This window comes from Aquitalea denitrificans, assembly GCF_009856625.1.
In the GTDB taxonomy this organism is placed as follows: Bacteria; Pseudomonadota; Gammaproteobacteria; order Burkholderiales; family Chromobacteriaceae; genus Aquitalea; species Aquitalea denitrificans.
Genome location: NZ_CP047241.1, coordinates 788,795 through 813,521 on the forward strand (window position 1 = coordinate 788,795; position 24,727 = coordinate 813,521).

At 58.2% G+C, this 24,727-nt stretch carries 21 protein-coding genes; 16 read left to right on the forward strand and 5 right to left on the reverse strand.

Annotated elements, in window-relative coordinates; translation table 11 throughout:
• The first annotated feature begins 63 nt into the window (after positions 1-63).
• Together GSR16_RS03605 and GSR16_RS03610 are read left to right on the forward strand one after the other, a co-directional pair.
• The gene (locus GSR16_RS03605) at positions 64-960 is read left to right on the forward strand and encodes a LysR family transcriptional regulator (RefSeq protein WP_159875179.1); all 897 of its coding nucleotides are present in this window, start codon (positions 64-66) and stop codon (positions 958-960) included.
• Between the two features lie 492 nt (positions 961-1,452).
• On the forward strand, positions 1,453-2,850 hold the full coding sequence (locus GSR16_RS03610) for a branched-chain amino acid transporter BcaP (RefSeq protein WP_159875180.1): 1,398 nt from the start codon (positions 1,453-1,455) through the stop codon (positions 2,848-2,850).
• 78 nt (positions 2,851-2,928) lie between these two features.
• Here the strand turns inward: GSR16_RS03610 and GSR16_RS03615 are convergent, their stop codons facing one another.
• The gene (locus tag GSR16_RS03615) at positions 2,929-3,483 is read right to left on the reverse strand and encodes a flavodoxin family protein (protein WP_159875181.1); all 555 of its coding nucleotides are present in this window, start codon (positions 3,481-3,483) and stop codon (positions 2,929-2,931) included.
• A 233-nt stretch (positions 3,484-3,716) separates the two neighbouring features.
• A complete protein-coding gene (gene aceA, locus GSR16_RS03620) occupies positions 3,717-5,015 on the reverse strand; it encodes an isocitrate lyase (RefSeq protein WP_103523347.1) in 1,299 nt (432 codons plus the stop codon).
• Positions 5,016-5,467: 452 nt separating this feature from the next.
• Here aceA and grpE point away from each other — a divergent pair, with 452 nt between their 5' ends.
• The 3 genes from grpE (at position 5,468) to dnaJ (ending at position 9,323) form a co-directional block, all read left to right on the forward strand.
• Positions 5,468-6,013: a nucleotide exchange factor GrpE gene (grpE, locus tag GSR16_RS03625; RefSeq protein ID WP_159875182.1), complete on the forward strand. Its 546-nt coding sequence runs from the start codon at positions 5,468-5,470 to the stop codon at positions 6,011-6,013.
• Between the two features lie 132 nt (positions 6,014-6,145).
• Positions 6,146-8,065: a molecular chaperone DnaK gene (gene dnaK / locus GSR16_RS03630; protein WP_159875183.1), complete on the forward strand. Its 1,920-nt coding sequence runs from the start codon at positions 6,146-6,148 to the stop codon at positions 8,063-8,065.
• Positions 8,066-8,195: 130 nt separating this feature from the next.
• Positions 8,196-9,323: a molecular chaperone DnaJ gene (gene dnaJ / locus GSR16_RS03635; RefSeq protein ID WP_159875184.1), complete on the forward strand. Its 1,128-nt coding sequence runs from the start codon at positions 8,196-8,198 to the stop codon at positions 9,321-9,323.
• Between the two features lie 163 nt (positions 9,324-9,486).
• Here the strand turns inward: dnaJ and GSR16_RS03640 are convergent, their stop codons facing one another.
• Positions 9,487-10,596 carry a porin gene (locus tag GSR16_RS03640; RefSeq protein ID WP_159875185.1) on the reverse strand — a complete coding sequence of 370 codons (1,110 nt, stop codon included), beginning with the start codon at positions 10,594-10,596 and terminating at the stop codon, positions 9,487-9,489.
• Positions 10,597-11,009: 413 nt separating this feature from the next.
• Entirely contained in the window at positions 11,010-11,219 is a 210-nt protein-coding gene (locus tag GSR16_RS03645) for a hypothetical protein (RefSeq protein ID WP_159875186.1), read from the reverse strand.
• Here GSR16_RS03645 and hemB point away from each other — a divergent pair.
• Positions 11,206-12,210 carry a porphobilinogen synthase gene (gene hemB / locus GSR16_RS03650; protein WP_159875187.1) on the forward strand — a complete coding sequence of 335 codons (1,005 nt, stop codon included), beginning with the start codon at positions 11,206-11,208 and terminating at the stop codon, positions 12,208-12,210. The two genes, GSR16_RS03645 and hemB, sit on opposite strands and share 14 nt — an antisense overlap.
• Positions 12,211-12,272: 62 nt before the next feature.
• Entirely contained in the window at positions 12,273-12,482 is a 210-nt protein-coding gene (locus GSR16_RS03655; protein ID WP_159875188.1) for a hypothetical protein, read from the forward strand.
• A 36-nt stretch (positions 12,483-12,518) separates the two neighbouring features.
• Here GSR16_RS03655 and GSR16_RS03660 read toward each other — a convergent pair whose 3' ends face one another.
• Positions 12,519-13,424, reverse strand: a complete 906-nt coding sequence (locus tag GSR16_RS03660; RefSeq protein ID WP_159875189.1) for a LysR substrate-binding domain-containing protein — start codon at positions 13,422-13,424, stop codon at positions 12,519-12,521.
• A gap of 110 nt (positions 13,425-13,534) precedes the next feature.
• On the opposite strand from GSR16_RS03660, the gene GSR16_RS03665 reads away from it, so the two are divergent.
• The 9 genes from GSR16_RS03665 to glyQ all read left to right on the forward strand — a co-directional run bounded on the left by GSR16_RS03665 (position 13,535) and on the right by glyQ (position 24,721).
• The gene (locus GSR16_RS03665) at positions 13,535-14,632 is read left to right on the forward strand and encodes a tartrate dehydrogenase (protein WP_159875190.1); all 1,098 of its coding nucleotides are present in this window, start codon (positions 13,535-13,537) and stop codon (positions 14,630-14,632) included.
• 103 nt (positions 14,633-14,735) lie between these two features.
• Complete coding sequence (locus GSR16_RS03670) at positions 14,736-16,310, forward strand: BCCT family transporter (protein ID WP_159875191.1); 1,575 nt, start codon at positions 14,736-14,738, stop codon at positions 16,308-16,310.
• Positions 16,311-16,318: 8 nt separating this feature from the next.
• Positions 16,319-17,272: an alpha/beta hydrolase gene (locus GSR16_RS03675; RefSeq protein ID WP_205677491.1), complete on the forward strand. Its 954-nt coding sequence runs from the start codon at positions 16,319-16,321 to the stop codon at positions 17,270-17,272.
• Positions 17,273-17,412: 140 nt separating this feature from the next.
• Positions 17,413-18,531, forward strand: a complete 1,119-nt coding sequence (locus tag GSR16_RS03680) for an aromatic ring-hydroxylating oxygenase subunit alpha (protein ID WP_159875192.1) — start codon at positions 17,413-17,415, stop codon at positions 18,529-18,531.
• A 57-nt stretch (positions 18,532-18,588) separates the two neighbouring features.
• Complete coding sequence (locus GSR16_RS03685; protein ID WP_159875193.1) at positions 18,589-20,037, forward strand: NAD-dependent succinate-semialdehyde dehydrogenase; 1,449 nt, start codon at positions 18,589-18,591, stop codon at positions 20,035-20,037.
• Positions 20,038-20,081: 44 nt separating this feature from the next.
• Positions 20,082-21,068, forward strand: coding sequence for a PDR/VanB family oxidoreductase (locus GSR16_RS03690; RefSeq protein ID WP_159875194.1), 987 nt, complete (start codon positions 20,082-20,084; stop codon positions 21,066-21,068).
• A gap of 239 nt (positions 21,069-21,307) precedes the next feature.
• Complete coding sequence (locus GSR16_RS03695) at positions 21,308-22,507, forward strand: glycine C-acetyltransferase (RefSeq protein ID WP_159875195.1); 1,200 nt, start codon at positions 21,308-21,310, stop codon at positions 22,505-22,507.
• Between the two features lie 67 nt (positions 22,508-22,574).
• On the forward strand, positions 22,575-23,600 hold the full coding sequence (tdh, locus tag GSR16_RS03700) for an L-threonine 3-dehydrogenase (RefSeq protein WP_159875196.1): 1,026 nt from the start codon (positions 22,575-22,577) through the stop codon (positions 23,598-23,600).
• A gap of 230 nt (positions 23,601-23,830) precedes the next feature.
• A complete protein-coding gene (gene glyQ, locus GSR16_RS03705; protein WP_045847557.1) occupies positions 23,831-24,721 on the forward strand; it encodes a glycine--tRNA ligase subunit alpha in 891 nt (296 codons plus the stop codon).
• Positions 24,722-24,727 lie beyond the last annotated feature (6 nt).

The window sequence follows — 24,727 nt, forward strand, 5'->3', positions numbered from 1 at the left end:
TCTAGCCAAACAGTAAAAAAAAATGCATAAATAGGCACAACATCTTTTACTTTTAAGTATGCAATGAGCGAGCTAAAACAGCTGGAGACTTTTGTTGCCGTGGTCAATCACGGTAGCCTGTCCGCGGCCGCACGCCAGCAGGGGGTTGTGCCGGCCATGATAGGCCGGCGGCTGGATGCGCTGGAGGAGCGGCTGGGGGTGAAACTGCTGGTGCGCACCACGCGCAACGTTACCCTGACGCAGGAGGGTAGCGCTTTCTTCGAGGATTGCCAGCGCATTCTGACCGAATTGTCCGAAGCCGAGGCCGGGGTGGCTTCCGGCAGTGGCCGGGCGCGCGGTCATTTGCGGGTATCCGCCCCGGCCGGTTTTGGCCGTCGGCATGTGGCACCGCATATCGCGGCATTCCAGCAGGCGCATCCGGATATCCGGGTAACGCTGGATCTGTCCGACCGTCTGATCGATCTGCAGCGCGAGCGTATTGACTGTGCCATCCGCATTTCTGATCTGGCCGACTCCTCGTTGGTGGCCATGCGGCTGGCGGAAAACCGGCGTGTGGTGGTGGCGTCTCCCGCTTATCTGGCGCGGCATGGCATTCCGCATACGCTGGAGGAACTGGCCGCTCACAACTGCCTGTCGCTTGGCGAGAGCCAAAGTCGTGGCTGGAGCTTTGAACGTGATGGCGTGCTGATCAATCTGCGCGTGGCTGGTCGGCAGGAGTGTAATGATGGCGCCGTACTGCACGACTGGGCGGTCCAGGGGCTGGGCCTGGCCTGGCGTTCGCTGTGGGAAGTAAAGGATGACCTGTCCGAGGGGCGGCTGGTAACGGTGCTGGACCAGTTTGCCTCACCCGACTACCCGGTATATGCCGTGGTGCCACAGCGGCGCTTCCTGCCGGCGCGAGTACGGCATTTTATCGATCATCTGCGCCAGACTTATACCGCAGCCGGTTATTGGGATTAGCCGCTGTCCGGAATGCGCTGGGCATGATTACAGCATGTACTGCTGGTGATTGGTGTGATCACCTTGCCCATGAATGCAGCGTAGAATTTCTCGGGCTTTGCTTATAGATAGGCAGCAGGAGGTTTGAAACAGCGCAAATACATGTTAAATAGGCATGGCATTGCGTTTCTATGGCAATAAATACTGAAAAAGTGACGGTATCGTGCCATTTGCTGCTGATTTTTTTGATGGTATGACAATTCGGGGGCAAATCCTGCTGTCAGATTTGTCCATGAATGGATAATGGATACACTTTGTCCAACTTTCTGGCTTGAACTGTTCCCCCCTTCCTGTAAGATCGCGCGTTTTCCGCGGCAGTGTTCTGCGTTGAGTTGCCGGTCACGAACCGGCACGGACAGGGCAGCTGTGGATGGGCTGAGTATGATCATCTAGGCCGGTTGTCCTGTCGCCCAAACATGGCGGCGGCACCGGTGCACACAGGATAGTCTGAACATGAGTTTGATGCGCAAGAAGAGCGTTCAGGGCATGCTGGAATTTGCCCAGACCGCCAAGGGGCTCCGCAAGGAGCTGTCGGCTTTCGACCTGACCATGCTGGGTATCGGTGCCATCATCGGTACTGGCATTTTCGTATTGACCGGTACAGGGGCAACAGTTGCCGGGCCTGGCCTGGTGCTGTCTTTCATCATTGGTGCCTTTGCCTGTGGCTTTGCCGCGCTGTGTTATGCCGAGTTTGCGGCCATGCTGCCGATTTCCGGTTCTACCTATACCTATGCCTACGCCACCCTGGGTGAGCTGGTGGCCTGGATCATCGGCTGGGACCTGATGCTGGAATACCTGCTGGCATCGTCTGCTGTTTCGGTAGGCTGGTCCGGTTATTTCCAGAGCCTGCTGGGTGGTTTCGGCATCCATCTGCCAGATGCGCTGACGGCTGCTGCCGGTGCTGCTCCGGGTAAAAGTACCATCTTCAACCTGCCAGCCTTTGCCATTGCCATGCTGATTACCGCCTTGCTGGCCTTTGGTATCAAGGAGTCCAAGCGGGTAAACAATATCGTGGTGCTGATCAAGGTGGCGGTGGTGCTGATGTTTATCGCCATCGGTGTGTGGCATGTAAAACCGGTGAACTGGAGCCCGGCGCTGCCTTATGGCATGAACGGTGTATTCCATGGTGCGGCCATCGTGTTCTTCAGCTTCCTGGGCTTTGACGCAGTAACTTGCGCGGCCGAAGAGGTGAAAGACCCGGCCCGTGACATTCCCAAGGGTGTGATCTGGTCGCTGGCTATTTGCTCCATCCTGTATGTGATCGTGTCTGCCATCATGACCGGCATCGTGCCTTACGCCCAGTTTGCCGGTATCGACCATCCGGTATCGCTGGCCCTGCAAGTGGCCAAGCTGGACTGGTTTGCCGGTTTTGTCGATCTTGGTGCCATTCTGGGCATGCTGACGGTGATTCTGGTGATGACCTACGGCCAAACCCGTATTCTGTTTGCCATGAGCCGTGACGGCCTGCTGCCCAAGGTCTTCTCCGAAGTGAATCCGAAATACGGCACGCCGTACAAGGCCACCTGGCTGATTGGCACCATCATCGCCCTGATTGCCGGTTTCATTCCGCTGCATACCCTGGCTGAGCTGGTGAACATTGGTACGCTGGCGGCGTTCTCGCTGATTGCTATTGCCATCATCAAGCTGCGCAAGACCGAGCCTAATCTGCCGCGCAAATTCATGTGCCCGGGCGTGCCCTATGTGCCGGCACTGGCCGTCATCTTCTGCGTATTCCTGATGGCGCAGCTGTCCATGCTGACCTGGCTGTGCTTCGTAGTGTGGCTGGTGATTGGCCTGGTGGTGTACTTCGGCTACTCGCGCAAGAATTCCCACTTGCACAAGCAGGCCTGATTCCGTACTTGCTTCGGTACCTGCCAAAGAAAAAGCCACCTCGCGAGGTGGCTTTTTTGTATCTGCAATGCGGAAAAATCAGCCGCGCAGCTTGGCGGCGATGGCGGCGACACGTGCGCCATATTGTTTGGCGGTGTCCAGATCGCCCTGCGGGATTTCATCCGCGCTGGCATCTGCCGGGGATTGCACCAACAGGCCGACCGAGCCGCCCAGATTGTTGATGTCAGTACGTTGCGCGGCCTTGGTATTGCTCGGCAGCAAACCCAGGCTGACCCAGATGCCGCCATGTTGCGAAGCCAGGGTTTGCAGGGTGATCAGGGCAACCTGCTTGTCGCCGTTCAGGCTGGCGCTATTGGTAAAGCCACCGAATACCTTGTCTTGCCAAGCACGGGTGAACCAGGCCTTGGACGTGGCATCGGCAAATTTCTTGAACTGCCAGCTCGGGCTGCCCATATAGGTGGGCGCGCCAAAGATAATGGCATCGGCAGCGGCCAGTTGATCCCATGCGCTGTCTGCGACATTGCCTTCTGCGTCAATGGCGATGAGTTCGGCATTGGCACCGACAGCCACTTGCTGGGCAACGCGTTGGGTATGGCCGTAGCCGGAATGATAGACAACGACAACCTTGGTCATGGTGTATGCCTTTTCTGCAGATGAGTCGGGAAGGAGTGACGTGCCGTGACCGACGCGCCAAAAAGAATAGCAGCGTCCAGTATAGTGATTGTTCGTGTCAGTACTAGTAGCTTTTGATGAATTGATTGTTTAGCCAGATTTAATAAACGGCAGACAGCAAGCAAAACGCCCGCAGGCGTGAAGCCGGCGGGCGTGGCAGCCAAGGCCGGCAAGCCGGCCCAGGTAGAGACTGCTTAGTGGAACTGCTCTTCTTCGGTGGAGCCAGTCAGTGCGGTAACGCTGGACTGGCCGCCCTGGATCACGGTGGTGACATCGTCGAAGTAGCCAGTGCCCACTTCCTGCTGGTGCGACACGAAGGTGTAGCCGCGGTCGCGCGCTGCGAATTCCGGCTCTTGTACCTTCTCGACGTAGGCCGACATGCCGCGTGCCACGTAGTCTTGTGCCAGGTCGTACATGTTGTACCACATGCTGTGGATACCAGCCAAAGTGATGAACTGGTATTTGTAGCCCATGGCACCCAGTTCGCGCTGGAACTTGGCGATGGTGGCATCGTCCAGGTTCTTTTTCCAGTTGAAGGATGGCGAGCAGTTGTAAGCCAACAGTTTGCCCGGATGCTTGGCATGTACGGCTTCGGCAAATTTGCGAGCAAATTCCAGATCCGGCGTACCGGTTTCGCACCATACCAGGTCGGCGTAGTCAGCGTAGGCTACGGCGCGGCTGATGGCTTGTTCCAGACCCTTCTTGGTCTTGTAGAAGCCTTCGGCAGTGCGCTCACCGGTCAGGAATGGCTTGTCGTTGGCATCGTAGTCGCTGGTGATCAGATCAGCAGCTTCAGCGTCGGTACGGGCAATCACCAGGGTCGGCACGCCGTACACGTCGGCAGCCATACGGGCAGCGATCAGCTTCTGGATGGCTTCCTGGGTCGGTACCAGTACCTTGCCGCCCATGTGGCCACACTTTTTAACCGAAGCCAGTTGGTCTTCAAAGTGAACACCACCGGCACCAGCGCGGATCATGGCCTTCATCAGTTCGTAGGCATTCAGTACGCCACCGAAACCGGCTTCGGCATCGGCCACGATGGGCGCGTAGTAGTCAACAAAACCGGCAGCACCCTTTTCAACACCCTTGGAGTGCTGGATTTCGTCGGCACGGGTGAAGGCGTTGTTGATACGTTCAACCACCTTCGGCACTGAATCCACCGGATACAAGGACTGGTCCGGGTACATGGCGGAGTATTCGTTGTTGTCGGCGGCGACTTGCCAGCCTGACAGGTAGATGGCCTTGATGCCGGCTTTCACCTGCTGCATGGCCTGACCACCGGTCAGTGCGCCCAGACAGTTGATGTAGGGTTCGTTGTTGACCAGGTTCCACAGTTTCTCGGCGCCTTGGCGGGCCAGGGTGTGTTCCACTTGTACCGAACCGCGCAGACGCTCTACGTCGGCAGCGGTATAACCACGCTTGATACCTTTCCAGCGCGGGTTGGTGTCCCAGTCATGTTGAATGGCGGCGATACGTTGTTCGCGAGTAGTCATGTTCAAACCCTTCTCGAATAGTTTTCTCTGCAGACCGGCGAATTCCGGCAATCCTCGGGCTAAATGACGGTCCGGTTTTTCCGGACTGATTTTGTTGACAACGGGTTATAGCCATTGTCCCTGTTGACCACCGGAGGCCCGTGGATGACGGTTTTCCGGGTGGGTCACTTAGCATGTGTGAGCCATTATATGCACAAAAAAAATGGCTTGTGTGCAGTGCAACACCGAAAAAAAACCGATGTTCAAAAGCTAACAATCATGGCGAAAAGTGAAGACCATAATGCGTGCATTTTGTTGCAGTTGCGAAAACAAAAGTCCGAAAACGCACAGCGCGGTGAGGTCCGGTAACAGCGGCTGTGACCGTGGGGCAAGACCTGGGACTTGAATTCCCGTAGAGAGACCTTATCTGGCATCAGGACATCGTTTAAAGCTGATTCACTTGAGGTCTTGCCATGCAGGAAAACCAGAACAACGCGACCAACGAAGCCGCGGTCGACGAAACCATCAACGCTGCAGCCAGCGAACAGGCTGTCGAGCAAACCGCCGAACAGCGCATCGCCGCACTGGAGGCACAGGTTGCCGAACTGCAGGATCAGTTGCTGCGCAGTCGTGCAGATCAGGAAAACCAGCGTCGTCGCAATGCTGAAGAGCTGCTTAACACCCAGAAGTACGCCATCAACAAGTTTGCCCAGGAGCTGGTACCGGTAAAGGACTACCTGGAAATGGCCCTGCTAGACCAGAGCGGCCAGATCGACACTCTGAAAATGGGTGTGGACATGACGCTGAAACAACTGGTGGCCGCCTTTGACAAGGCGCAGATCAAGGAAATTTCCCCTGCAGTGGGCGACAAGCTTGATCCGCACCAGCATCAGGCCATGAGCGCGGAAGAATCCGATGCCGAAGCCAATACGGTGTTACGGGTGCTACAGAAAGGTTATCAGCTGGCTGAGCGCACGCTGCGTCCGGCCATGGTGATCGTGGCCAAGGCGCGTGCCTGACCCGAAAATCATAAAAAGGTTCTTGGCAGCCACTTGAAAAAGACAGCATAGCCAATACCTATGAAGACAACAGGCCACGGCTATCAGCTTTCGGCCGCAGTCGCAACGAATTGAGATAAAGGAATACTGAATATGGGCAAAATCATTGGTATCGACTTGGGCACCACTAACTCCTGCGTAGCCGTCGTTGAGGGGGGTAACCCCAAGGTGATTGAAAACGCCGAAGGCGCACGCACTACCCCGTCCATCATTGCTTATATGGAAGACGGCGAAATCCTGGTTGGCGCACCGGCCAAGCGTCAGGCTGTCACCAACCCGAAAAACACCCTCTACGCAGCCAAGCGCCTGATCGGTCGCCGCTTCGAAGACAAGGAAGTACAAAAAGACATCGACCTGATGCCATTCCAGATCATGAAGGCTCCCAATGGTGATGCCTGGGTCAAGGTACGCGATCAGGAACTGGCTCCGCCGCAAATCTCCGCAGAAGTGCTGCGCAAGATGAAAAAGGCTGCCGAAGACTACCTGGGCGAAGAAGTGACCGAAGCGGTGATTACCGTACCGGCCTACTTCAACGACAGCCAGCGTCAGGCTACCAAGGATGCCGGCCGTATTGCTGGTCTGGAAGTCAAGCGCATCATCAATGAACCGACTGCCGCCGCCCTGGCCTTTGGCCTGGCCAAGCAGGAAGGTGACCGCAAGATTGCCGTATACGACCTGGGCGGTGGTACGTTCGACGTGTCCATCATCGAAATCGCCGACGTAGACGGCGAGCACCAGTTCGAAGTGCTGTCCACCAACGGTGACACCTTCCTGGGCGGTGAAGACTTCGACCAGCGCATCATCGATTACATCGTGACCGAGTTCCAGCGCGAACAGGGCGTGAACCTGAAGAACGACGTAATGGCCCTGCAACGTCTGAAGGAAGCTGCTGAAAAGGCCAAGATCGAGCTGTCCAGCGCCACCCAGACCGAAGTGAACCTGCCGTACATCACCATGGATGCCACTGGTCCGAAGCACCTGGCCATGAAGATTACCCGTGCCAAGTTCGAAAGCCTGGTTGACGACCTGATCACCCGCTCCATCGAGCCGTGCCGTGTTGCCCTGAAGGACGCCGGTGTATCGCTGTCCGACATCACCGACGTGATCCTGGTCGGCGGTCAGTCCCGCATGCCCAAGGTGCAGGAAGCGGTGAAGGAATTCTTCGGCAAGGAACCGCGCAAGGACGTGAACCCGGACGAAGCCGTGGCTGTGGGGGCTGCGATTCAGGGCTCGGTACTGTCCGGCGAGCGTAAAGACGTACTGCTGCTGGACGTAACCCCGCTGTCGCTGGGTATCGAAACCCTGGGCGGCGTGATGACCAAGCTGATCCAGAAGAACACCACCATCCCGACCAAGGCTTCGCAAACCTTCTCCACCGCGGATGACAACCAGACTGCCGTGACCATTCATGTGCTGCAGGGCGAGCGCGAAAAGGCGGCCGCCAACAAGAGCCTGGGTCAGTTCAATCTGGGTGACATTCCGCCGGCACCGCGTGGCATTCCGCAGATCGAAGTGGAATTCAATATCGACGCCAACGGTATCCTGCACGTATCGGCCAAGGACAAGGCCAGCGGCAAGCAAGCCAACATCACCATCCAGGCTTCCTCCGGTCTGTCCGAAGAGGAAATCCAGCGCATGGTGAAGGATGCCGAAGCCAATGCCGAGGAAGACAAGAAGCTGCACGAGCTGGTGACTGCGCGTAATCAGGCTGAAGGTTTGATCCACAGCGTGAAGAAGTCCCTGTCCGAGCATGGCGACAAGATCGACGCCGCTGAAAAGGCCAAGATCGAAGACGCTGTCAAAGCCGCTGAAGAGGTGGTGAAGGGCGAAGACAAGGCTGTGATCGAAGCCAAGACCGAAGAACTGGCCAAGGCCAGCCAGAAGCTGGGCGAAATCATGTATGCACAGGCGCAGCAGGCTGAAGCCGGCCAGGGCGCTGCCGATGCCGGCCAGGCCAAGGACGAAGGCGATGTGGTGGATGCCGAGTTCGAAGAAGTAAAAGACAAGAAGTAAGCCCAGGGCTTGCAGACTGAACGAGGCACAGGGAATGGCGGAGAATGCTCCACCGGCCTCTGTGCCTTTGCCATGTTAAGAAGATCATTGCCTGCCGTACCGGTTGGTCACGGCCAGAGAGTGAAACACCATGTCCAAAAAAGATTTTTATGATGTACTCGGCGTCAATCGGGACGCCTCCGAGGACGACATCAAAAAGGCTTACCGCAAGCTGGCGATGAAGTATCACCCGGACCGTAATCCGGACAGCAAGGAAGCGGAAGAAAAGTTCAAGGAAGTCAAAGAGGCGTATGAAATCCTCTCCGACAGCCAGAAGCGCAGTGCATACGACCAGTTTGGCCATGCCGGCGTAGACCCGCAGGCCGGTGCTGGCGGCGGCGGTGCCGGCTTTGGTGGCTTTGGCGATTTTGCTGACATTTTCAGCGACATCTTCGGCGGTGGCCGTGGTGGTGCTGGCGGTGGCCGCTCCAACGTCTACCGGGGTGCCGACCTGCGCTACAACCTGGATATCTCGCTGGAAGAAGCGGCGCGTGGCTGCGAAAAGCAGATCCGTATCCCCTCGCATGAAGACTGCGAAGTGTGCCACGGTACAGGTGCCAAGCCGGGTACCCAGCCCAAGACCTGCTCCACCTGCGGTGGCCACGGTCAGGTACGCATGAGCCAAGGCTTCTTCTCCATCCAGCAAACCTGCCCCACCTGCCACGGCAGCGGCAAGCAGATCAGCGACCCCTGCACCAGCTGCCACGGTGCGGGCCAGAAGAAGACCAACAAGACGCTGAACGTGAAGATTCCGGCAGGCGTGGATGAGGGTGACCGCATTCGCCTGTCTGGCGAAGGCGAGCCTGGGCAGAATGGCGGCCCGTCCGGCGATCTGTATGTCGTTACCCACATCAAGCAGCACGCGGTGTTCCAGCGTGATGGCATGGATCTGCACTGCGAAATGCCCATCTCCTTCGCGACGGCTGCACTGGGTGGCGAGATCGAGATTCCTACGCTCGATGGCATGGCCAAGGTGAAGATTGCCGCAGAAACGCAAAGTGGCCGGGTATACCGTCTGCGTGGCAAGGGTGTGAAAGCGGTACGTGGCACTGACTATGGCGATCTGCACTGCCATGTGGTGGTGGAAACCCCGGTCAAGCTGACCGAGCGCCAGCGCGAACTGTTGCGTGAGTTTGAAGCCATCAGCCAGGGTGACGTTGCCATGCATAATCCGCGTTCCAAGTCCTTCATGGACAAGCTGCGCGATTTCTTTGAATAAGCCGAAATACAGGGCTTGAGCCTGCTTGCAGGTTGTTGATCAACCCCCGGTTTTCCGGGGGTTTTGTTTTTCAGGCGTGTGCATGGCTGCAGAATGAAAAAAGCCACCGCGGCAGTGCGGTGGCAAATGACTTTCTTCAAAGGAACCAGCCAGTGGGCAGTGCTTAGAAGTTGTGCTTCAGCATCACCCAGGTAATGGTGGCCTTGTCCTGAGCCCAGCCCATTGCGGTTTGCGCGCCCTTGTCTTCCTTCACCTGACCGTAACCGGCTTCAACCATGGTGCGCTTGCTCAGGCTGTAATCCAGAGCGGCAGCCCATTGCGTAGCCCCCCAATCTTGCGACTGGCCGTCAACCTTCACGCTGCTGCGCTTGGAGTAGACAAAGGACGGCTTGAAGGCGCCGATGGTGTAGGCAACATTCACGGCCCAGACATTGCTGGTCAGCTTGTTGGCACCGGTGTTGGCAACGGTGGTATTGGCGATACCGGCAACTGCCTGGCTGCCGTCGCTATTGGTCGCCCAGGCATTGCCCCACAGGCTGCTGCGTTGCAGGGTGGCAGCCAGGTAAAGATTGTTGGCATCGTAGCCGAATTCAACGCGGTGAATGCCGCTGTTGTGGTCTGCCACGGTGTTGTACTTGGCCATGTAGGCGTAGGCACCAAAGAAGCCGGAGTTGGCGTAGGCCAGACGGGTTCCCAGGGTGTTACCGGTTTTCTTGCCGCCGGATACCTGTGCTTCACCGGAGCCAACCTGAACCATGGCGTTGAAGCCGTTCAGGTCGGGGCTGTCGTAGCGCACACCGTTTTTCACGCGGCTGTCACCGTAGGCACCAAAGATGTCGGTACCTTCATACAGCGGGAAGGCGATGCCAGTGCTGGCATCACGGCGCGGGCCGTACAGGTTGTCAGTGGATTCGGTTTCGCCCAGTACGTCGTCGATGTAACCCAGACGAACCTTACCGAAGCTGCCTTCCACGCCGACAAAGCTGGTGCGGTTGGCAAAGGTGCCGGAACCGGTGCCGCTGGTGGCAACGCCATCCACGTTCATGCCGGTTTCAACCTGCCAGATGGCTTTCAGACCATTGCCCAGCTCTTCATTACCCTTGAAGCCAATACGGCTGGCAAAGTCGTCCACACCGGTGCTCGACTTGAAGCTGGTGTCAGTGCTCTTCATGCTATCCAGGCCCGCACGAATGGAGCCGTAGATGGTGACATCAGCGTGTGCCAGTACCGGCAGGGCTGCTGCAATGGCAGCAGCGAGTACGAGTTTTTTCATTCCTCTAAATCCTTTAATAGTAATTTCTGTGTCCGCCTGATCTGATGACAGGCTGGCTGCTGGCGTACTCAAGCCATGTAAAAACTTGATTTCACCGACGGGGCTGAGTGTGCGAAACGCACCCGATAGCGTCAACGAACATTTCTTAACAAACTACCCGGTTTGCCAGTTGTCTCAATCAGATTCACCAGATAATTTTTATTGTGAATTGCAGTAAAAAATCATAAAAATCAATAATATAAATTTGTTTTTCTATAGGTTTACAGTTCGTTAATTTTTGTTTTTCATTGATTCTGGTAATTTCAAACATCTGTTTTTTACGCATTAAAGGCTGTTGTATTTTAGTAAATCGGACATTTTGTCCTGAAAAAATGCAGCTTTTACACCACAAAAATCAGGGCCTGCCATGAGTGTCAAGAATGATTGATATGATTTTTACGCATGGGGTGGCCGCTGGTCATCATGCAGGAGGGCGGAATTGTCCAATCTGCGAGGCAGGTGATCAAAATCGGGCAGACCTTGATGGCCAAGTGGGGAATGCCGCTGCCAGTCAGGGCCAACAGGCGTACAATTCCCGCCATTGCCATTGTCCCCTGTGATGGAAACACCATGATTTTTGCCAATCGCTATTTCCCGGCCACCCGCATGCGTCGCATGCGCAAGGATGATTTCTCCCGTCGTCTGATGCGCGAGAACGTATTGACCACCAATGACCTGATCTATCCGGTGTTTGTGCTGGAAGGTGAGAATCGCGAGCAGGAAGTCGCCTCCATGCCGGGTGTTGTGCGCCAAAGCCTAGACAAGCTGCTGTATACCGCCGAGCAGGCGCTGGAGCTGGGCATCCCCATGCTGTCGCTGTTTCCGGTGATTGAAACCGGCAAGGACAATGCCGCGCAGGAAGCCTACAACCCGGATGGCCTGGTGCCGACGGTTGTTCGTGCCCTCAAGCAGCGCTTTCCCGAGCTGGGGGTGATGACTGACGGTGCGCTGGACCCGTATACCGTGCACGGCCAGGATGGCCTGATCGATGACAGCGGCTATGTGCTGAATGATGAAACTACCGAAGTACTGATCCGTCAGGGCCTGTGCCATGCCGAAGCCGGCGTGGATGTGTTCGGCCCCTCCGACATGATGGATGGGCGTATCGGTGCATTGCGTGATGCTTTTGAAGAAGCAGGCTTCATCCATACCAAGATTCTGGCCTACTCGGCCAAATATGCTTCTGCCTTCTACGGCCCTTTCCGTGATGCCGTGGGTTCGGCCAGCAATCTGGGCAAGGCGGACAAGAACAACTATCAGATGGACCCGGCCAATCTGGATGAAGCCATCCAGGAAGTGGCGATGGATCTGGAAGAAGGGGCCGACATGGTGATGATCAAGCCGGGCATGCCGTACCTGGATGTGATCCGCCGCGTGAAGGACACCTTCCGCGTGCCGACCTATGCTTACCAAGTGTCCGGGGAGTATGCCATGCTGAAGGCCGCCTTCCAGAACGGCTGGCTGGACGAGGAGAAGTGCATGATGGAAAGCCTGATGGCTTTCAAGCGTGCCGGTGCTGATGGCATCCTGACGTACTTTGCGCTGGACGCGGCCCGCGTATTGCGCCGCACTTGAGCGCTTAGCTGCTACCGGCCTGCCCGTGGCGGGGCGGTAGCTGATCAATGAAGGAGTAGATGATGGATATTCTGCATTCCACCTGGTTCTGGCTGTTTGTCATCGTGGCACTGGTAATGTCCACCATCGGCTCGCTGGCCAGACTGTCCAAGGCCCCGCCGCCGGTTGATCTGCCGGGGGTAAAGTCGCAGCCCTATGCGGACGACGACGACGAGGATGATGCCGATAGCCCTACCGGCCATACCCCGGCCAGCTTGCGCAAGCCTAAATAAGGGACGATATCCGTTTTGGTAGCGTACGGGCTGGTATCACGCCAGCCCGCCACGCCGGAAATACTGCTGGATGAATTCAACACAGACCCGCAGTTTGGCCGAACTTGCCAGTTTTTCCGGATACACTGCCCAGATATCCGCCGGTAAGTAATAGTCAGGTAGTACCTGTACCAGCAGTCCTAGTTTCAGCTCGCGCTCAACATCCCATAGCGAGCGCAACATGATGCCATGGCCCTGCAAGGCCCACTGGTGCACTACCTCTCCATGGTTTGCTGCGAGCGCCCCCTGCACCCGGATACTGCATTCCCCCTGCGGACCATTCAGACGCCACACCCCGAAAGGGTGATCCCTTTCCTTGATCACCAGGCAATTATGCTTGCCCAGTGCACTGAGTTGCTCTGGGGTGCCATGACGCGCCAGATAAGCTGGCGCAGCACACAGGATGCGCCGGTTGTTGGCCAGCTTGCGCGCCAGCAATTGCGGGGCAATCTCGTTGCCCACCCGGATGTCCAGATCGATTCCCTCCTGAGCCAAGTCGATCAGACAGTCTGCCACCTCAAAGCGGATGCTCAGTTCCGGATAATGCTGCGCCAGTTCGCCCAGTGCCGGTGCCAGATGAACCCGGCCAAAGCCGAAGCTGCTGCTGATGCGGATGATGCCGCGCGGCTGCTGCCGTGCAGCCCCGATCTCCACGCTCATCTGTTCCACATCCTGCAGTATCTTGCCGGCCCAGTTATAGATGTGTTCGCCGCGTTCGGTCATGGCAATTCGCCGGGTGGTGCGATCCAGCAGTCGGCAGCCCAGACATTGCTCAAGTACCCGGATGCGCTTGCTGACATAGGCTGGTGAAGCGGCCATGGTTTCGGCAGCAGCGGTAAATCCGCCCTTGCGGACGACCAGGCAAAAAACACGCAAATCTTCAAGCTGCAGCAGATCCTTCATGCTTCGTGTCTTCTGTATGCACGGAATTGCCGATTATCAGGGCTTTGTTTTCCGCCATGCTAGGCCTCGAAGTACAAGGTCATTACGGCGAAAGAACAGAGGAGAGCAAGATGCAGGCTTACAGGATTGCTGCCATTGCGGGAGATGGCATTGGAAAGGAAGTGCTGCCGGAAGGCTTGCGTGTACTGGATGCGGCTGCCCGGCGTTTTGACATTGAGCTGTCCGTGACGCTGTTTGACTGGGCATCGTGTGACTACTACCTGCAACACGGCAAGATGATGCCGGACAACTGGTCTGCCATTTTGCAGGGTTTTGATGCCATTTATTTCGGTGCTGTCGGCATGCCGGATCAAGTACCGGATCACATATCACTGTGGGGTTCACTGCTGAAGTTTCGCCGCGAGTTTGACCAATACGTCAATCTGCGACCGGTGCGCCTATTGCCTGGGGTGCCCTGTCCGCTGGCCAATCGCCAGCCGGGCGATATCGATTTCCTGGTGGTGCGCGAGAATACCGAGGGTGAGTACTCTGCTGTTGGTGGCCGCATGTTCGAAGGAACGGAGCGGGAGCTGGTGTTACAGCAATCGATATTTACCCGCCATGGGGTGGACCGCATCCTGCACCATGCTTTTGCCCTGGCACAAAGCCGGCCGCGCAAAAAGCTGACTGCCGCCACCAAATCCAATGGCATCGCCGTGAGCATGCCTTATTGGGATGAGCGTGTGGCGGTGGTGGCACAGCACTACCCGGACGTGCAATGGGAGCGGCAGCATGTGGATATTCTGGCTGCCCGTTTTGTATTGCAGCCCGACCGTTTCGATGTAGTGGTGGCGTCCAATCTGTTTGGCGACATCCTGTCCGATCTGGGGCCGGCCTGTACCGGCACCATTGGTCTGGCCGCCTCTGCCAATCTCAATCCCGAGCGCAGTTTCCCCTCCCTGTTTGAGCCGGTACACGGCTCGGCACCGGATATCTTCGGCAAAAATATTGCCAACCCCATCGCCATGATCTGGTCCGGGGCCTTGATGCTGGATTTCCTCGGTAACGGCACGGGACCTTGCCGCCAGGCGCATGACCTGATCATGCAGGCAATTGAGGCCGTCCTGTTGCATGGGCCATGCACACCAGACCTGGGAGGGCGGGCGAGTACGACGCAGGTGGGACAGGCCATTGCCGATGCGGTGGCCAGCACGCTTGGTCAGGCATAGATCTGAAGGTCGGTTATTACGCACCGCCTTGCTGCAAGGCAAGGGCCGGGCGTCGTGCATGAGAAAGACAAACCGGTGTTTTTGCCGGCACAAAGGAGAAATCATGGACAACAACAAGCAAGGCCGGCGGGATATTCCGCTGGCAGTAGTCAGCCTGGTGATTGTGTTTGCGATGGTGCTTGTCATGACCCTCATGCCTCAGGCTTCCATCGCGGTTGCAGACCGGTTGATGTACTGGTGTACCACGGTGTTTGCCTCCCCCATCCTCTTGTTTGCCTTTTGTTCGGTCCTGTTTGTCATCTGGCTGGGCCTGAGCAAGTACGGGCAGATCCGACTGGGGGAGGGCGGGCCGGACTACTCAACATCGACATGGATTTTCATGTTCATCATGTCCGGGCTGGGTTCGTCCACGCTGTATTGGGGCTTTCTTGACTGGGCCTATTACTATCAGACGCCAGGCCTGAATTTGCCGCCGTCCTCGCCGCAGGCATTGAAATACAGTGTGGCCTACTCGTTTTTTCATTCCGGCCTGAGCGCCTGGGCCATGTATGCGCTGGGGGCGGTGGCTCTGTGTTATCACTTTCACGTACGCAAAAACAAAGGGCTGAGTCTGGCGGCGATTATCGGTGCCATCACCGGCCGCAAGCCTGACGGAGCCCTGGGGCGGCTGGTGGATTTGCTGTTCATGCTGTGCATGTTCGGGGCACTGACCATCTCGCTGGTACTGACCGCAACAACCTTTGCCCGGCTGCTGTCAATCCTGACTGGCATTCCCGACAGTTTCACCACGCAGCTGATCATTATTCTGGCGGTTTCCGTGCTGTTTACCCTGTCGTCCTGGGTGGGTATGGATGGCGGCATGAAGCGCCTGAGCCAACTGGTGTGCTGGGGCGTAGTGGTGCTGGCCTGTTACATCTATTTATTCGGTCCCACCCAGTTCATTACCAGTAATGCGCTGTCCAGTCTGGGGCTGATGCTGAGCAGCTTTGTGGACATGAGTCTGTTCACCGATCCGATGGGCGATGGCAAGTTCACCCGGGAGTGGACGGTGTTCTACTGGCTGTGGTGGATTTCCTATGCACCGGGAGTCGCGCTGTTTGTGACCCGGGTATCGCGTGGCCGCACCATTCGCGAAGTACTGCTGGCTATGGTAGTAGGGGGCTGTGCCGGTATCTGGTGCGTCTATGGCGTACTGGAAAGCTATAGCGTGCACAGCTTCATCAGCGGTCTGATCAATGTGCCACAAGTGCTGAGTGAGCAGGGCGGTGAGGTGGCGATTGGCAAATTGCTGGACTTATTGCCGGCTGGTCGTTGGGTAATGGCTTTTTTCCTGGCAGTGATGGCGATATTTCTGGCAGCCCATATGGATGCCGTGGGTTATGCGGTAACCGCCACCTGTACCCGCAATCTGGCTGAAGGCGAAGACCCGTCCCCCGTCGATCGTTTGTTCTGGTGCGTAATGCTGACGCTGGTACCGCTGGCGATGATTTTTGCCAAAGCCCCACTCAATACCATGAAGACCACGGTGATTGTGACGGCCATTCCCTTTGCGCTGATTACGCTGGTCATGGTGTATGGCCTGCTCAAGTGGCTGCGTGAAGATTATGGTGATGTCCCGGCGTATCAGATAGGCGAACAGCCACCCCCTGTTGTGGCCAGCAACCAGTCTGGCTCATGAGTTCGGCCATGGCGAGCTTTTATCAGCTTTCTGCGGAAATGCAGTCTTTTGTCAACCAGAGCGCCTTGTTCCAGCCCGCAGATGACAGCCTGGCAGAGATGCGTGCGGCCTACGATGCCCAGTGCCGTTACTTCACCCCGGCACTGCCGGATGGGCTGCAGCGTGAGGACCATATGCTGCCGGTGGCCGGACGACATATCCCGCTGCGCTTGTACCGCCCAACTGCTGCCATGCCGCCAGCCGGTTGGCCCTGTGTGCTGTATTTGCATGGTGGCGGCTGGATGCTGGGCGGTCTGGATTCACATGCCGTTATCGCAGCACCACTGGCGCAGAACTGCGCCGCAGCCGTGCTGGTGGTTGATTACCGTCTGGCTCCGGAACATGTCTTTCCGGCTGCTTTTGAAGATTGCCTGGCGGTGTGGGACATGCTGCGCGTGGATAGCCTGGAACTCGGTATCGACACTGCTCGTGTCGTGGTGGCAGGAGACAGTGCCGGTGGCAATCTGGCTGCAGCGCTATGCCTGGCTACGCGTAGCCGGGAAGGACCGCCCTTGTGTGGGCAGGCACTGATCTATCCCGCACTGGCGGCCGTACCGACAGAGCCTGCGGCAAGCGAACATGCAGATGCCCCGCTGCTTAGTCGCGACGACATGGCCTATTACCTGGCGCAGTACGCGCCGGATCCGGCCATGCATGCCGATCCGCGTCTGGCACCGCTGGCAGCCGCCAACCTGCAAGGTTTGCCACCAGCCTTTGTAGCAGTGGCGGAGTACGACCCGCTTCGTGACGATGGCCTGCGCTATGTCCAGCGCCTGCTGGCCAGTGGTGTTGTGGCTGAGTGCCATCTGGGCCGTGGCCTGGTGCATGGTTGCCTGCGCTTCTGGCCGCAGGGGCCTGAGACAGCCCGCATGTACCGCGCACTGGTCACGGCCATTGCTCACATGCTTGCTGACCAGACATGACATTGGTGGCGCAGCGGCATGCCATGTGGTGCTGCGCCACCTTCCCCCCGGCTTGCCATGCTTATTCGTCAGGCATGACCGGACAAGAAAAGGGCAGGCATTTGCAGCCCTGTGACGACCCCAAGCAGAGGAGAACATCCATGAATGACTACACCAAATTGAGCCCGGATTTCTGTGCCGATCCCGAACGTGCCTGGACCCTGCCCGCCGCGTATTACACCTCGGACAAGGTCTATCAGTTTGAGAAGGAGAAGATTTTCGCCCATAGCTGGATTTGCGTGGCGCATGGCAGTGAGCTGGCCGAATCCAACGACTACATCACCCGCGAGGTTGCTGGTGAAAACATCATCGTGGTGCGTGGTCGGGATGGTGTACTGCGCAGTTTTTACAATGTCTGTCCGCATCGGGGGCACCAGTTGCTGCAAGGCAGTGGCAGGGCCAAGAACGTGATTACCTGTCCCTATCACGCGTGGACTTTCAAACTGGACGGTCAACTGGGCCATGCCCGTAATTGCGAAAACGTGGTCGATTTTGATTCGGACAAGGCTACCTTGTCGCCGCTCAAGGTGGAGGAGTATGCCGGCTTTGTGTTCATCAACATGAATCTGTCGGCCAAGCCGGTGGAGCAGCAATTGCCCGGCCTGGCCGACAGCTTGCGCAAGGCATGTCCGGTGATCGACGAGCTGCATCTGGCAGAGCGCTTTGTTACCGCCACGCCGGCCAACTGGAAAATCATCGTCGACAACTATATGGAGTGCTACCACTGTGCACCGGCCCATCCGGGTTTTGCCGACTCGGTGCAGGTGGACAAATACACGCACACCCTACATGGCAACTGGTCACTGCAGTTTGGCTTGGCCCGCTCCTCCGAGAAATCTTTCAAGATCGACCCCTCGGTCAAGGACCCCAGCTTCAGCGGCTACTGGGCCTGGCCCTGCACCATGTTCAATGTACCGCCAGGTGCCGACTTCATGACGGTTATCTATGAATACCCGGTGGATGCCGAGACCACCTTGCAGCACTACGACATCTACTTCCGCAACAAGGAGCTGACTGCTGAGCAACAGGCACTGGTGGAGTGGTATCGCACCGTGTTCCGGCCGGAAGACCTGCGGCTGGTGGAAAGCGTGCAGCGCGGGCTGAAATCGCGTGGCTATCGTGGCCAGGGCCGCATCATGACCGACCGCCAGCGCAGCGGCATCAGTGAGCACGGCATTGCGCATTTCCACAATCTGGTGGCGCAGCAGCACGCCGAGTAAGTCCATCCTTAGCGGCAGCGCGTCCGCGCTGCCGCTATTCCGCTTGGAGAGTCCTGCATGAAACTGAATGACCCCCTGCTGTTGCGGCAGCACGCCTATATCAATGGTCAGTGGTGCGCTGCCGACCAGGCGGACACTTTCGCCGTACACGACCCGGCTACCGATCAGCGCATTGCCGATGTGCCGCTGATGGGTGAGCAGGAAACCATCCGCGCCATTCAGGCCGCCGATGCAGCCCTGCCGGCCTGGCGCGACCTGACCGCAAAAGAGCGCGCCCGGTTATTGCGCCGCTGGTTTTTCCTGCTGGAGCAGCACGAGGATGATCTGGCCCGGCTGATGACCTGGGAGCAGGGCAAGCCGCTGGCCGAGGCGCGGGGAGAAATCCGCTACGCCGCTTCATTTGTCGAATGGTTCTCCGAGGAAGCCAAGCGTCTGTATGGCGACGTGATTCCCTCGCCACGCAAGGAGCAGGAACTGCTGGTGATGCGCGAGCCGATCGGCGTATGCGCCGCCATCACGCCATGGAATTTCCCCGCCGCCATGATTACCCGCAAGGCGGCACCAGCCTTGGCCGCCGGTTGTACCATCGTCATCAAACCGGCCAACGAAACCCCGCTGTCTGCGCTGGCGCTGGCGGAGCTGGCCGAGCGCGCCGGTATTCCGCCGGGTGTGTTCAATATCGTTACTGGTGATGCCCAAGCCATAGGCTGGCAACTCAGTACTCATCCACTGGTGCGCAAGCTCAGTTTTACCGGCTCCACGCCGATAGGCCGGCTGCTGATGGGGCAGTGCGCCAGCACCATCAAGAAAGTATCGCTGGAACTGGGTGGCAATGCGCCCTTCATCGTATTTGACGATGCCGATCTGGATGCCGCGGTGGAAGGGGCCATCCAGGCCAAATTCCGCAATGCCGGCCAGACCTGTGTCTGCGTCAACCGCTTTTATGTTCACCAGTCGGTGTATGCCAGCTTTCTGGAGCGCTTCTGCGCCCGCGTCGCCGAATTGCGGGTGGGGAATGGTTTTGCCGAAGCAACGGAGATCGGCCCATTGATTTCTGCCCGAGCCGTCAGCAAGGTGCAATCCCTGCTGGACGATGCGCTACAGGGCGGAGCCCGCTTGCTAAGCGGAGGGCGCAGCCTGGCTGCCGGGCCGCAGTACTTTCCGCCCACTGTCATTGCCGATGTGAAACCAGGCATGCGACTGCTTGAAGAAGAAATATTTGGGCCGCTGGCACCGGTGATGCCGTTTGCCAGTGACGAAGAGGTCGTGCAACTGGCTAATGCCACCATTTACGGCCTGGCCGCCTATTTCTACAGTCGGGATATCGCCAGGGTGTGGCGCGTGGCGCGGCAACTGGAATACGGCATTGTCGGCATCAATACCGGCATGGTGTCCAACGAGGTAGCCCGCTTTGGCGGCATCAAGCAATCCGGCCTGGGGCGTGAGGGCTCCCGCTACGGCATTGATGACTATCTTGAGTCCAAATATTTGTGCATGGCGTGCTGAACACTGGCGCCGGCTTTTCCAGTCAACCCCGAGCCTGAACCGACATGAGCCTACAGTCCCCGAATATTACCGTCCGCGTGGTGGCAATCGAACAGGCCAGCCCGCTGATCAAGCGCTTTACCCTGCAAGCCGCAGACGGTGGCCAGTTGCCAGCCTTTAGCGGTGGCAGCCACATCATTGTACAAATCCCTGCCGCCAGCGGCCTGCTCCACAATGCCTATTCGCTGCTCAGCTCTCCTTTTCAGCTACAGCAGTACCAGATTGCCGTACGGCGCGAGGATGCCTCCCGTGGTGGCTCGGCTTTCATGCACGCGCATGTGGCGGAGGGGGACATCTTGCAGATATCGCCGCCTAACAATTTATTCCCGCTGCATGCTACCAGTGGGCGACAGTTGCTGATTGCCGGTGGCATCGGCATTACGCCGTTCATGGCGCAGATGGAGGAACTGCAGTCCAGTGACGCTGCCTTTGAGCTGCACTACGCTTTTCGCAGTCGTGAGCAGGCGGCCTTTGTCGACGAGCAGGCGGCCTTTGTCGACGAGCTGGCGGCTCGTTACGGCGCGCACTGCCATTTTTATGATGCCGCCCAAGGCGAGCTGTGCAATGTCGCCGGCTTGCTGCAGCACATGGCCGAGCCGGACCATGTCTATGTCTGTGGGCCGCAGTCCTTGATTCAGGCCGTGCAGCAGGCCGGAGCAGAGCAGGGCATTCCGTCCGCCCGTCTGCATTGGGAGCAGTTTGCCGCCAGCACATCAGGCGGTGTGGCATTTACCGTGGTACTGGCCCGTTCCGGGCGCGAAATCCCGGTGGCGGCAGAACAAACCATCCTGCAAGCCATCGAGATGGATGGTGCGGTGGCCGTGGATTGCCTGTGCCGCGAAGGCGTGTGTGGCACCTGTGAAGTAGGCATTGTCGAGGGCGAGGCCGAGCACCGCGACCAATACCTGAGTGAAGAAGAAAAGCAGGCGCAAAACAGCCTGCTGATCTGTGTATCGCGGGCGCGCGGTTCCCGCCTGGTGCTGGACCTGTGAGTGGTGGCAGGCCAGCGGCCTGCCATGCCCCCGTGTGAACGTTTCTGCCAGGGGTATGATGACAGTTGTTCCCAAGCGGCTTGCCGCAAGGTGACAGCTGGCCGGTGAAATCCTTGACAACTGTCACTGATAAAGCCGGATACGCTGGGCTAGAATGGATGACAGTTTCCGGCGCGCGGTGATCCCGCTGCGACTGCAGTCCCGGCGCCTCACGATTGGCCTACAAGGACATCCCTGCCATGAACCATACCTATCTTGCCCACCTGGAAGCCACGCTGGCCCAAATCCGTGCTGATGGTTTTGAAAAGCCGGAACGGGTGATTGCCACCCCGCAGCGTGCCGATATCGCCCTGTCCGGTGGTGCGCATGTACTTAACTTCTGTGCCAACAACTATCTGGGGCTGGCCGATGATGCCCGCCTGATCGACGCCGCCAAGCGCGGGCTGGATGAGTACGGTTATGGCTGCGCCTCGGTGCGCTTCATCTGTGGCACGCAGCAGGTTCACAAGGATCTGGAGCAAGCCATTTCCGGCTTCCTCGGCACCGACGACACTATTCTGTATTCCAGCTGTTTCGATGCCAACGGCGGGGTATTCGAAACCCTGCTGGGTGAAGAAGACGCGGTGATTTCCGACGAGCTGAACCACGCCTCCATCATTGATGGCGTGCGCCTGTGCAAGGCCAAGCGCTTCCGTTACAAGAACAACGACATGGCCGATCTGGAAGCTCAACTGCTTGCCGCCGAGGCGGCCGGTGCCCGCTTCAAGCTGATCGTGACCGACGGCGTGTTCTCCATGGACGGCATCATTGCCGACCTGAAAACCCTGTGCGAAGTGGCTGGCCGTCACGGTGCCATCGTGATGGTGGACGACTCCCATGCCGTCGGCTTCATCGGTGAAAACGGTGCCGGTACGCCGGAACTGTGCGGCGTGGCCGACAAGGTGGACATCTACACCGGCACGCTGGGCAAGGCGCTGGGTGGGGCTTCCGGCGGTTATGTGTCCGGCCGCAAACCCATCATCGACCTGTTGCGTCAGCGCTCGCGCCCCTATCTGTTCTCCAATAGCCTGGCGCCGGCCATTGCCGCGGCCAGCCTGGAAGTGCTCAAGCTGATCCAGTCCGAAGGCCAGTGCCTGCGTGCCCAGCTCAAACGCAATGCCGAACTGTTCCGCAACGAGATGTCCGCTGCCGGTTTCACCCTGGTGCCGGGCCAGCATCCCATCATCCCGGTAATGCTGGGCGATGCCCGTCTGGCCGGTGAAATGGCCGCCCGCCTGCTGCAGGAGGGCGTGTACGTGATCGGCTTCTCCTTCCCGGTGGTGCCCAAGGGCAAGGCGCGCATCCGCACCCAGATGTCCGCCGGTCACACGGTGGAGCAGGTGCAGCGTGCGGTGGCCGCCTTCATCAAGGTGGGCCGTGAGCTGAAAGTGATCGACTGATCCTCCACATATCTGCCCGCCGGCCAGATGGACGGCGGGGACTGTACCGAACAGGCAGGCAAACGCAATGAAAGCACTCTCCAAACTCAAATCCGCTCCCGGTCTGTGGATGAATGATGTGCCGCAACCGGAAATCGGCCATAACGACCTGCTGATCAAGATCAGCAAAACCGCCATCTGCGGTACCGATATTCATATCTGGAACTGGGACGAATGGGCGCAGAAGACCATTCCGGTTCCCATGCACGTCGGCCATGAATATGTGGGCGTGGTGGCTGCCATGGGCTCCGAAGTGCGCGGTTTTGAAATCGGCCAGCGCGTGTCCGGCGAGGGCCACATCACCTGCGGCCATTGCCGCAACTGTCGTGCCGGCCGCCGTCACTTGTGCCGCAACACCGTGGGTGTGGGGGTGAACCGCGAAGGCGCCTTTGCCGAATACCTGGTGATTCCGGCCTTCAATGCCTTCCCGATTCCGGATGACATCTCCGATGATCTGGCTGCCATCTTCGACCCCTTCGGCAATGCGGTGCATACCGCGCTGTCCTTCAATCTGGTGGGCGAGGACGTGCTGATCACCGGTGCCGGCCCCATCGGCATCATGGCGGTGGCCATTGCCAAGCATGTGGGTGCACGCCATATCGTGATTACCGACGTCAACGACTACCGCCTCGATCTGGCACGCCAGATGGGTGCCAGCCGTGCGGTAAACGTGGCGCGTGAAGACCTGAAACAGGTGATGAGCGAGCTGCACATGTGTGAAGGCTTTGATGTGGGCCTGGAAATGTCCGGCAACCCGCAGGCCTTCCGCCAGATGCTGGAAACCATGAACCATGGCGGCAAGATTGCGCTGCTGGGCATTCCGCCGGCCAATACCGCCATCGACTGGAACCAGGTCATCTTCAAGGGTCTGGAAATCAAGGGCATCTATGGCCGCGAGATGTTTGAAACCTGGTACAAGATGGTGGCGCTGATCCAGTCCGGGCTGGATATCCGCCCCATCATCACCCATCACTTCAAGGTGGATGATTTCGAGCAGGGCTTCGCCACCATGCTGTCCGGTCAGAGCGGCAAGGTGATTCTGGACTGGAACTGAAGCAGCCAGGGCACAGCCTGATGTTTATCGAAACCGGCGTGAGCCGGTTTTTTCATGCCCGCGTCTCTTCAGCCTGGGTTGATCAACACCCTGGTATGCAGGCGGCACATGCACCGCCTGATTTCATGCAATGCACAACGCACGGCAGCTTTCAGCCACTGCCTTGCTTTGCGCCGGGGGCGCTAGGCGGTAGAATCGGCCTTTGACTTTTTACTCGCTACCCCACGTCTATGCTTACCTTCCAGGAAATCATCCTTACCCTCCAGAATTATTGGAACGAGCAAGGGTGCGTCATCATGCAACCCTTCGACATGGAGGTGGGCGCCGGTACCTCGCATCCGGCCACCTGTCTGCGTGCCATCGGCCCGGAGCCGTGGAACGCTGCCTATGTACAACCGTCGCGTCGTCCCAAGGATGGGCGCTATGGCGAAAACCCCAACCGTCTGCAGCATTACTACCAGTTTCAGGTAGCGCTGAAGCCGTCGCCGGCCAATATCCAGGAACTCTACCTGGGCTCGCTCAAGGTGCTGGGTATCGACCCCACCGTGCATGACATCCGCTTTGTTGAAGACGACTGGGAAAACCCGACGCTGGGTGCCTGGGGTCTGGGCTGGGAAGTCTGGCTGAACGGCATGGAAGTGACCCAGTTCACCTACTTCCAGCAAGTGGGCGGCCTGGACTGCAAGCCGGTACTGGGTGAAATCACCTACGGTATCGAGCGTCTGGCCATGTATCTGCAAGGCGTGGAAAACGTGTACGACCTGCTGTGGACGGTGTATCCCAACGGTCAGCGCGTGACCTATGGCGACGTCTACCACCAGAACGAAGTGGAGCAGTCCACCTACAACTTCGAACACGCCAATGTGCCCAAGCTGTTCGAACTGTTCAGCTACTACGAATCCGAAGCCAAGCGCCTGCTGGACATCCCGCTGGCGCTGCCGGCTTACGAAATGGTGCTCAAGGCCGGTCACTGCTTCAACCTGCTGGATGCGCGTGGTGCCATCTCGGTCACCGAACGTGCCACCTATATCGGCCGGGTACGCACCCTGTCGCGTGGTGTGGCCCAGGCTTACTACGCTGCGCGTGAGGCACTGGGTTTCCCCATGTGCCCCAAGGCCTGATCGGCC